The organism is Pseudomonas sp. GP01-A4 (genome assembly GCF_058780865.1).
On the sequence record NZ_JBYSWF010000125.1, the window covers coordinates 1 to 9,267 of the forward strand.

The window sequence follows — 9,267 nt, forward strand, 5'->3', positions numbered from 1 at the left end:
GCGGTGTGTCAGTCACCGGATATCTTGACTGACACACCGCCTTCGCGAGCAAGCCCGCTCCCACATTTTTGTCCGTATTCCAATCATCAGCCCCTACAATGCCTCCTATCATCCAAGGGGGTTTCATGGACATCGAACTGGCACGCACCTTCCTCGAAATCACCCGCTGCGGCAGCCTCGCCGCGGCGGCCGAGAAACTGCACGTCACCCAGACGGCAATCACCGCCCGGGTCAAAAACCTCGAAAGCCAGCTCAACAGTACCCTGTTCGTGCGCAACCGCGCCGGTGCCCGCCTGACCCCGGACGGCGAGGCGTTCGTGGTCTACGCCAACCAGCTTGTCCAGACCTGGGAAGCCGCACGCCGCGACCTGCCATTACCCGACGGCTACCGCAACGTGCTGCACATCGGTGGCGAAGTCAGCCTGTGCAACCCGCTGATGCTCGGCTGGGCCCAGGCCTTGCGTGAACACATCCCCGGTCATGCCTTGCGCACCGAGATTCGCGAAGGCGAGTACCTGTTACGCCAGCTGGAACTGGGGGTGCTGGACGCCGCGCTGGTGTTCCAGCCGCAATACTGGCCGGGGTTGCAGGTGGAGCAGGTGCTGGAAGAAAAACTGATCCTGGTGCAACTGGCCGCCCGGCCCGAGCCCTACGTGTATATCGACTGGGGCCAGGGCTTTCGCCAGCAGCACGACGCCGCACTGCCGGACAAGGCCCGCGCAGCCCTGAGTTTCAATCTGGGGCCACTGGCGTTGCAGTACATCCTGGAAAACGGCGGTGCCGGGTATTTCCGCACGCGGGTGGTACAGAGCTACCTCGACAGCGGTGTGATGGAACGGGTGGCCAAGGCGCCGGAGTTCAGCTTCCCGACGTACCTGGTGTATTCCCGCGAGCGCGATTCGGCGGTTTTGCAGCAGGCGCTGGGGTTGCTGCGGGCGGTGGTGGAGGCCGAAAAGGATTGGTCGCAGCGCTGGGATCCGGTGATTTGAAGCCGTGCCCATGGTAGCCTCAGGTTGTTTTCTCCTGGTTCCCCCCTGCCGATGAACAAGAAAAAGTCCGTCACCATCAGCGACATCGCCAAACGGGTCAACATGACCACCATCACGGTGTCCCGGGCGCTGAGCAAACCCGACCTGGTCAAGCCCGCCACCCTGGCGCGGATTCTCGAAGTGGCGCGGGAGCTGGACTATGTGCCCAACGCCTTTGCCCGCGGGCTCAAGCGCAGTGAAAGCCTGATCATCGGCGTGATCACCGCTTCGGTCGACAACCCCTTCTACAGCGAGATGATCAAGGCGATTTCCCGCGAGGCGAAAAAGCACGGCTACACCATCATGCTGGTGGATACCGACGAACTGGAAGAACTGGAAAGCAAGGCAGTCGACACACTGCTGGGCTACCGCGTGGCGGGGATCATCCTGTCGCCGGTCTCCGACGAGCCCAGCTACCAGCCGGACTATTTGGAGCGCCTGGGTAACGGCAAGACGCCGGTGGTGCTGCTCGATCGCACGATCCACGACAGCCCCTTCAGCCGCGTGGTGCTGGACAACTACCACAGCGGCATCGAGGCGGCGCAGTACCTGGTGCGGCAAACCCCTGACCTGAAACGACTGCTGGTGCTGACCGGGCCTGAACATTCGCGCATCACCATGGAGCGTCTCAAGGGCCTGAAAGAAGTCCTGGCTGCGCACCCGCAGGTGCAGGTCGAAGTGTGTGCCGGCGACTACACGCTGATGCCCTCCTACCTGCACACCCTCGACTACCTGGCCGAGCACTCGGCGCCGGACGCGATCATGGGCTTCAACCAGTTGATCACCCTCGGCGCGCTGCGTGCGCTGCGCATGCACAACATCCCCCACGACAGCCTGACCATCTGCGGCATCGACCGCCTGCCCTTCGCCGATATCTTCGGCGTGCCGATTGCCTGCGTGGCCCACGACGCGTCACTGGCCGGCAGCAGCGCGGTGCGGCTGCTGCTGGACCGTCTCGAAGACCCGCACAAACCGCGGGACAAGGTGGTGATCGCCGGCAAGCTGGAGAACGGCTAGCGGCTGGTGTAGCCGCCGTCGATCGGCAGGCTGACGCCGCTGATCATGCTGGCGGCATCGCTCAGCAGGAACAACACCGGCAGGGCCACTTCCGCCGTTTCGGCAAATCGCCCCAGGGGAATCGCCGCCAATGCCGGGTCGCGCTTGGCGGGCGCCGACCAGGCCATCTGTGCCATGGGCGTGAGGGTGACGGTGGGGTTGACGCTGTTGACGCGAATTCCGAAGCGGCCCCATTCGGCGCATTGCACGCGGGTGATGGCGTCCAGTGCGGCCTTGGAGGCGCAGTAGCCGAGGTGATCGTCCAGGGCTACCAGTGAGGCCTGGCTTGAGACGTTGACGATGCTGCCGGGAATCTTCGCTTCAATCATCGCCGCAGCGATACGGCTGGCGACCTGGGCCGCGGCGCGGGCGTTGACATTCATCACCTGGTCGAAGGCTTCGGCGCTGATGGCCGCGGCGGGTTCCAGGCGGGAAATGCCGGCGCAGTTGACCAGTCCATGCATCGGCGGCAGGCCTTGCAGGGCCAGGTCCAGGGCGGCGCTGTTGGCGATGTCCAGGCACAGGGTTTCGCAACCGAGTTGGGCCAGGGCCTGAGCGTCGCGGCCCAGGGCAAACACCTGGGCGCCGCTGGCGATCAGTTGGAGGGCAATTTCCCGGCCGATGCCGCTGCTGGCGCCGGTGACGAGGATGCGCTGCTTGGTGAAGTCAAAAATAGCGTTCATGGTTCACGATCTCTAAAACGATGGAGATCCCATGTGGGAGCGGGCTTGCTCGCGAATGCGGTGGGTCAGGCAATAAATCCGGCACTGATACACCGTATTCGCGAGCAAGCCCGCTCCCACATTTGGATCAGTGTTCGCTTAATTCAATTGCAAGCTGTGCATCACCGGTTTCAAGGCCGGATACAGCTCCAGATAGCTGGCAAACGCCCGGTCATACACCCCGACATTCCCCGCCTCCGGCTCCGCCCGCAGCTCCAACTGCACCCAACCTTTCTCCATCTGCCGGTCATCCACCACCCCCACCGCATGGGCCGCCAACAACGCCGCGCCCAAGGCCGCCTCCACCTCTTGCACAATGGTGTAGACCGGGTAATGGGTGATGTCCGCAATAATCTGCATCCACAAATCCGAATGGCTCGCCCCACCCACCACAATCAGCCGTGGATCAAGGGAATGCGCCCCACGGGTGCCCGCTTCGATATTGTGCCGCAGGGCAAAACTCACCCCTTCGAGCACCGCGCGGTACAGGTGGATCCGGCTGTGATACAGGTTCAGCCCGACAAAGCTGCCGCTGGCCCGGTCATCCCACACCGGGCTGCGTTCGCCCATGAGATACGGCAGGAACAACAGCCCTTCGCTGCCCGCCGGGATCTTCGCGGCGCTCTGCTCCAGCAGCCACAAACTGTCCTGGCCAGTCTCTTTCGCCTGCTGCTCCTCAGCCTGGCAGAACTGCTCGCGAAACCAGCTCACCGACGCCCCGGCGGTAATCGCACCGCCGAAGATGTACAGGTCCTGATGGCCGTTATAGACGTGGGGCATGCTCACCAGACCATGGCGCGCGTCCACCTGCTGATTGAGATAACCCCAACACATGCTGGTGCCGATCATCGCCACGTGATTGCCCGGCCGGGTCACCCCGGCGGCCAATGTGGCCATGGCCGCGTCCACGCCTCCGGCCAGGATCGGCGTGCCGGCCTGCAAGCCCAGCCGCCGGGCCCATTTCTCCAGCAAACCACCGACCACTTCACCGGAATACAGCAAACGCTCCGGCATCATCGCCAACGGAATCCCAAGCGCCGCCAGCATCTCGGCCGACCAGCCGCGCCGGGCCACATCGTAGACGCCACCGATATTGCCGGCGCTGCTGTGGTCCACCGCCAACTCACCGGTCAGGCACCAGTTGATGTAACTGTTGGGCGGCAGCAGGTAGCGGGTGTTGGCCCACACCTGCGGCTGGTGTTGCTTGAGCCAGAGCATCTTGGTGAAGCCGTAGTAGCTGTCCACCGAGTTGCCGGTGACCGCAAACAGCCGCTCCAGGTCCACATGCTCGCGCACCCACTCCACTTGCTCGCCCGCGCGCCGGTCCATCCAGATCAGGCACGGGTGCAGCGGCGTGATCTGCTCGTCCACAGCAATTCCGGAGCCGCCATACAGGCTGCTGATGCACAGCGCCTTGACCTGCTCTTTCCCTACGCCGGCCTTGGCCATGCACTGGGCGACGCAGGCCTCCACCGCATCCAGCCAGACCTGCGGCCACTGCTCGGCCCAGCGCACTTTCGGGGTATCCACGCGATACCCCTGGCTGTGCTGGGCGATGATCAGGCCGTCCGCATCCACCAGCAGCGCCTTGGTGCTTTGCGTGCCGATGTCCACACCCATTACGTAGTTCATGTCAGAGCACCGGCTTCAGCAGCACCTTGATCGACTTGGTCGAGTTGGCCAGCTCAAACGCTTCGGCCCAGCTGTCCAGCCCGAAGTCATGGGTCACGATGCCCTTGGACGTCACCAGGCCACGCTCAAACAGGTCGATGGCCACCGGGTAGCAATACGGCCCCAGGTGCGCGCCGCGTACGTCCAGTTCCTTGCGATCGCCGATGATCGACCAGTCGGCGCTGGTCTCGGCACCAAACACGCTGAACTCGACAAACCGTCCGAGCTTGCGGATCAAATCCAGGCCTTGGGTCACGCCCGCCGGTACGCCGGTGGTTTCGATGTACACGTCGCAGCCGTAGTTATCGGTCAGGCCATTGATGATCTCCCGGGCATTGTCCCGTGACGGGTTGATCACCACGTCGGCACCGTATTTCTTCGCCAGTTCCAGGCGCTCGTCGACCATGTCGATCACCACCAGTTTCTTCGGCGTTTTAAGGGCCGCCACTTGCACCATGCACAGGCCCAGGGTGCCGGCACCGGCGATGACCAGCACGTCATCCAGCTGGATCTCACCCCGGTTGACGGTGTGAATCGCGCAGGACATCGGCTCGATCAGCGCCGAATCTTCCAGGGACACCGACTCCGGAATCTTGTGCACGATGGCAGTCTTGGGAATACGCATGTACTGGGCCATGCCACCCTCGGCGACTTCACGCTGGAAGCCGAAGATGTTGTGCACCTCGCACATCCAGTACTTGCCGGACTTGCAGAAGCGGCACTTGCCACATGGCACGATCTGCTCGGCGATCACCTTGTCGCCGACCTTCACCTCAAAGTGCTCCTCGGCGCCCTCGCCCGCTTCCACCACGTAGCCAAAGAACTCGTGCCCCGGCACCACCGGGGCCTTGACCCACGGGTTGTCGCCGCCCCAGAACATCGCGGCGCCCGAGTGGCATTTGCAGTCACTGGCGCAGATGCCGCAGGCGGCGATGCGAATCACCAGTTCATTGACCCGCGCCTGGGGTTTGCTGATGCGTTCCAGGCGGTAGTCTTTCGGGCCGTGGCAGACGACGGCTTGCATTTGGTTGTGCTTTTCCATGATGTGCGGACCTTTCTTGAGCATGAGAGAACCCATCGCGGCCACCATGGCCGCGTGGAGATAACCGGTTTACTTGTGGCGCTGACGGCTGATGAAGATCGCCAGCAAAATGATCCCGCCCTTGATCACGCTCTGGACATAGGGCGAGACCCCGAGCATGTTCAAGCCGTTGTTCAACACCCCCAGCAGCATGGCGCCGAGCAAGGTGCCGACGATTACCCCGCGCCCACCGGCAATCGAGGCGCCGCCCAGGACCACCGCGGCAATCGCGTCGAGTTCGAACGACACCCCGGCATTCGGCTGGCCGCTCATCAAGCGTGAGGTCAGCACCAGCCCGGCAATCGCGGCGGTCAAACCGCTGATGCCATACACCAGCAATTTGAAGCGCGCCGCCCGCACGCCGGACAGGCGCACCGCTTCCTCGTTGCCGCCGATCGCGTAGATATAGCGGCCGATGCGGGTGTGTTGCAGCAATACATAGGCCGCCAGGTACGTCACCAACATGATCAGGATCGGCACCGAAATGCCGAACAGGCTTTCGCGGCCAAAGAAACCGAACCACTCCGGCAAACCGGAAATCGGATAGCCGTCGGTGTACATCAGGCCGAACCCGCGGGCGATGCCCATGGTCGCCAGGGTGACGATGATCGGCGGCATGTGCAGGTAGGCGACGAACAGGCCATTGCCGATGCCGAACGCCACGCCGACCAGCATCCCGGCGCCAATTGCCAGGCCCGGCGGCAAGCCTGCGACCATCAAGCCGGCGGTCAAGGTGCCGGACAACGCCATCACCGGCCCCACCGACAAATCGATGCCGCCGGTGAGAATCACGCAGGTCATGCCCACCGCGATAATCGCGTTGATCGACACCTGGCGCGCGATGTTCGACAGGTTGTTGGCCGTCAGGAAGTTATCGCTGGCGAAGATCATCACCAACGTCACCACCAGCAGCCCGACAAAGGGATAGAACGCCGGTGAGCGAATCAGCCGCGCCAGGTTCAGGCGCAGCCGGCCAGGCCCCACGGCATTAATGGACGTATTCACTTGAGCCCCCTGTTGCATGGCGCATGACCTCTTGAGGATTGACGGCAGACGCTTCCAGTACCTTGACGATGGCGCCCTTGTGGAACACCGCGACGCGGTCGCACATGCCGATGACTTCCGGCAGTTCCGAGGAAATCATGATGATTGCGTAGCCCTGTTCGGTGAGGCTGCGCATCAGTGCGTAGATCTGCGCCTTGGCACCGACGTCGATGCCACGGGTGGGTTCGTCGAACACCAGCACGTCGCAGTGATGGTTGATCCAGCGGGCAATCACGACTTTCTGCTGGTTGCCGCCGCTGAGGTTGAACACCCGGCTCTCGCCGCTGGGGGCCTTGATCGACAGCTGGCGCATCAGCGCTTCCACGCTGGCGCATTCCTTGTCCTTGTCGATCAGGCCGCTGGCGTTCTGGTATTTGGGCAGGTTGTTGAGGGAGATGTTTTCGCGAATGCTGAAATCGGTGATCAGCCCTTCGGTCTTGCGGCTTTCCGGCAGCAGGCCGATGCCATGGGCCAAGGCCTGGGCCGGGTCGTCGAGGGTGATTTGTTCACCCCGCAGCCACACGTCTTTGCTCACCGACGGCAGCGCGCCCATCATGCCCAGCGCCAATTCGGTACGCCCGGAACCCACCAGGCCGGCAAAGCCGAGAATCTCGCCCTTGTGCAATTCAAAGTGGTTATGGGGGCCGTTGCGCACCAACTGGATGTCCTTGACCTCCAGCAGCAGCGGCCCGCGTGCGGCGGTGGGCTTGGGCGGAAAACTGCACTCCAGGCGCCGCCCGACCATCATTTCCACCAAGCGGTCGATATCGCTGTCGGCCACATCGGTGACGCCCACATTGCCGCCGTCGCGCAGCACGCTGATGCGGTCGCAGACCTGGAAAATCTCCTCCAGGTGGTGGGAAATAAAAATCACCGCCACCCCCTGGCGCTTGAGTTCACGCATGATTTCGAACAGCAGCTCGGCTTCGCTCGGCGTGAGGGTGGCGGTGGGTTCGTCGAGCACCAGCAGCCGCGCGTCCAGGGCCAGCGCCTTGGCGATCTCGACGAATTGCTGCTCGGCCACGCTCAGGTGCCTGACCGCGCATTGCAGGTCAATACTGACACCGAGGCGCTTGAACAACGCCTCGCTGGCCTCGACCATTTCGCGCTTGCGCAACAGGCCAAAACGGTTGCTCAGCTCGTGGCCGAGGAAGATATTTTCCACCGCCGTGAGGTAGGGAATCAGGCTGAATTCCTGGAACACAATGCCGATGCCGGCGGCAATCGCATCACGATACGTCGCGAACTGCCGAGCCTCGCCGTCGATCAGGATCTGCCCTTCGTCCTGGTGCTCGACCCCGCCAAGGATCTTCATCAAGGTCGATTTGCCTGCACCGTTTTCCCCGAGCAAGGCATGAATTTCGCCGCGCTGCACTTCCAGGTTGATCGCCTTGAGGGCTTGCACCCCCGGGTAGCGCTTACAGATATTTTCCAGCTTCAGAAGACTGCTCATACCGCCGACCTCGCATTCAGATGGATGACCTGTGCCCCACGCCTGGCGTGGGGCCTGGGTGTTTTACCAACTGAAATCCTTGGCCTTGGCCTGGTCAATCAGGGTGATGTCCACCGGGATCGTGGCCGGCACTTGCGAGCCCCACTTCTTGGCCAGGGCGATGCCCAGGGCGAGGCGGATCTGGTCACGGGGGTATTGCGCGGAGGTGGCGATGAATTTGCTGCCGGGTTTCTGGATGGCCTTGATCGCTTCCGGCGCGCCGTCGACGCTCACCAGCTTGACGTCCAGGCCGCTGGCTTCGATGGCCGAGAGGGCGCCGAGGGAGCCGTTGTCATTGACGCTGAAAATGCCCTTGAGGGTGGGCTGGGCCTGCAGCATGTTTTCGGTGACGGTCAGCGCCTGGTCACGTTCCTGCTTGCCGTTCTGGATGCTCACGATCTTGATGTCCGGGTGCTTGGCCACGGCCTCCTTGCAACCGCGCACGCGCTCCAGGATCGGTACCACGGCGATGCCGTCGAGGATGGCGATATTGCCCTTGTCCCCGATGTTCTTGGCCAGGTATTCGCAGGCCTGGAAGCCGGCGTCGAAGTTCTTCGAGCCGACGAAGGAGTCCAGTGGGCCTTCGGCCTGGGCGTCGACGGCGACCACGACTACGCCGGCGGCGTGGGCGGATTTGACGGCTGATTGCACGCCGACGGAATCGGTGGGGTTGATCAGCAGGATGTCGATGCCTTTTTGCAGCATGTCTTCGACGTCGCTGACCTGTTTGGACACGTCGTGGCGGGCGTCGGTGATGATCAACTGCGCACCGATGGTCGCCCCGGCTTCCTGCAGGGCGTCTTTCATGGTGACGAAGTAAGGGTTGTTGATTTCCTGGAAGGACGCGCCGATGCGGATGGGGGCGGGTTTGGTGTCGGCCAGTGCCAGGCCAGCGGTGACAAGATTGATGCTCAGAGCCAACAAACACAGGGTTTTCGGAAGCATTTTCATGGTGGGGATCTCTGTTTTGTTTTTATTTTTAGAGCAAATGTTATCGTTAACATTTTGTAAGAAGCTAGCAAAGAAATTGGGGGGTCGCAAGGGGTGTTTGATCGGTGGTGGCGGGTGTGGTGGACATATCCGTTGCTGCGGTAACGGCCGCTTATGGTTCCGCTCTTACAGCGGCTCACTTTTGAAAAGCGCAAAAGTAAGCAAAACGCTCTTGCCCCACCA

The 9,267-nt window shown here is 62.5% G+C and carries 9 protein-coding genes; 3 read left to right on the plus strand and 6 right to left on the minus strand.

All coding sequences use genetic code 11. The features are described 5' to 3' along the window. Positions 1-125 precede the first annotated feature (125 nt). Positions 126-989 (plus strand): LysR family transcriptional regulator, encoded by an 864-nt coding sequence (locus AC3WKX_RS33565; protein ID WP_102606466.1) that lies wholly within the window; start codon positions 126-128, stop codon positions 987-989. A 51-nt stretch (positions 990-1,040) separates the two neighbouring features. Continuing rightward, positions 1,041-2,045, plus strand: a complete 1,005-nt coding sequence (locus AC3WKX_RS33570; protein ID WP_017475198.1) for a LacI family DNA-binding transcriptional regulator — start codon at positions 1,041-1,043, stop codon at positions 2,043-2,045. Here the strand turns inward: AC3WKX_RS33570 and AC3WKX_RS33575 are convergent. The 6 genes from AC3WKX_RS33575 to AC3WKX_RS33600 all read right to left on the minus strand — a co-directional run bounded on the left by AC3WKX_RS33575 (position 2,042) and on the right by AC3WKX_RS33600 (position 9,045). Then, entirely contained in the window at positions 2,042-2,767 is a 726-nt protein-coding gene (locus AC3WKX_RS33575; protein WP_003215767.1) for an SDR family oxidoreductase, read from the minus strand. The two genes, AC3WKX_RS33570 and AC3WKX_RS33575, sit on opposite strands and share 4 nt — an antisense overlap. A 138-nt stretch (positions 2,768-2,905) precedes the next feature. Beyond that, a complete protein-coding gene (locus AC3WKX_RS33580) occupies positions 2,906-4,438 on the minus strand; it encodes an FGGY-family carbohydrate kinase (protein WP_102606467.1) in 1,533 nt (510 codons plus the stop codon). A 1-nt stretch (position 4,439) separates the two neighbouring features. Then, positions 4,440-5,519, minus strand: coding sequence for an alcohol dehydrogenase catalytic domain-containing protein (locus tag AC3WKX_RS33585; protein ID WP_102606469.1), 1,080 nt, complete (start codon positions 5,517-5,519; stop codon positions 4,440-4,442). A 69-nt stretch (positions 5,520-5,588) separates the two neighbouring features. Continuing rightward, the gene (locus tag AC3WKX_RS33590) at positions 5,589-6,581 is read right to left on the minus strand and encodes an ABC transporter permease (RefSeq protein ID WP_003215773.1); all 993 of its coding nucleotides are present in this window, start codon (positions 6,579-6,581) and stop codon (positions 5,589-5,591) included. Next, entirely contained in the window at positions 6,547-8,055 is a 1,509-nt protein-coding gene (locus AC3WKX_RS33595) for a sugar ABC transporter ATP-binding protein (RefSeq protein WP_008430598.1), read from the minus strand. The genes AC3WKX_RS33590 and AC3WKX_RS33595 overlap by 35 nt, the downstream gene beginning before the upstream one ends. 63 nt (positions 8,056-8,118) lie before the next feature. Continuing rightward, positions 8,119-9,045 (minus strand): substrate-binding domain-containing protein, encoded by a 927-nt coding sequence (locus tag AC3WKX_RS33600; protein WP_102606468.1) that lies wholly within the window; start codon positions 9,043-9,045, stop codon positions 8,119-8,121. Here AC3WKX_RS33600 and AC3WKX_RS33605 point away from each other — a divergent pair. After that, positions 9,044-9,267, plus strand: a 224-nt coding sequence (locus AC3WKX_RS33605; RefSeq protein WP_218274821.1) for a hypothetical protein, incomplete at its 3' end; no start/stop codon positions are given. The genes AC3WKX_RS33600 and AC3WKX_RS33605 overlap by 2 nt on opposite strands.

What these genes read in the sequence shown, in the direction of transcription:
- AC3WKX_RS33565 (WP_102606466.1), top strand. Translation starts at nt 126, where the DNA reads ATGGACATCGAACTGGCACGCACCTTCCTCGAAATCACCCGCTGCGGC.
- AC3WKX_RS33570 (WP_017475198.1), top strand. Translation starts at nt 1,041, where the DNA reads ATGAACAAGAAAAAGTCCGTCACCATCAGCGACATCGCCAAACGGGTC.
- AC3WKX_RS33575 (WP_003215767.1), bottom strand. Translation starts at nt 2,767, where the DNA reads ATGAACGCTATTTTTGACTTCACCAAGCAGCGCATCCTCGTCACCGGC.
- AC3WKX_RS33580 (WP_102606467.1), bottom strand. Translation starts at nt 4,438, where the DNA reads ATGAACTACGTAATGGGTGTGGACATCGGCACGCAAAGCACCAAGGCG.
- AC3WKX_RS33585 (WP_102606469.1), bottom strand. Translation starts at nt 5,519, where the DNA reads ATGGAAAAGCACAACCAAATGCAAGCCGTCGTCTGCCACGGCCCGAAA.
- AC3WKX_RS33590 (WP_003215773.1), bottom strand. Translation starts at nt 6,581, where the DNA reads ATGCAACAGGGGGCTCAAGTGAATACGTCCATTAATGCCGTGGGGCCT.
- AC3WKX_RS33595 (WP_008430598.1), bottom strand. Translation starts at nt 8,055, where the DNA reads ATGAGCAGTCTTCTGAAGCTGGAAAATATCTGTAAGCGCTACCCGGGG.
- AC3WKX_RS33600 (WP_102606468.1), bottom strand. Translation starts at nt 9,045, where the DNA reads ATGAAAATGCTTCCGAAAACCCTGTGTTTGTTGGCTCTGAGCATCAAT.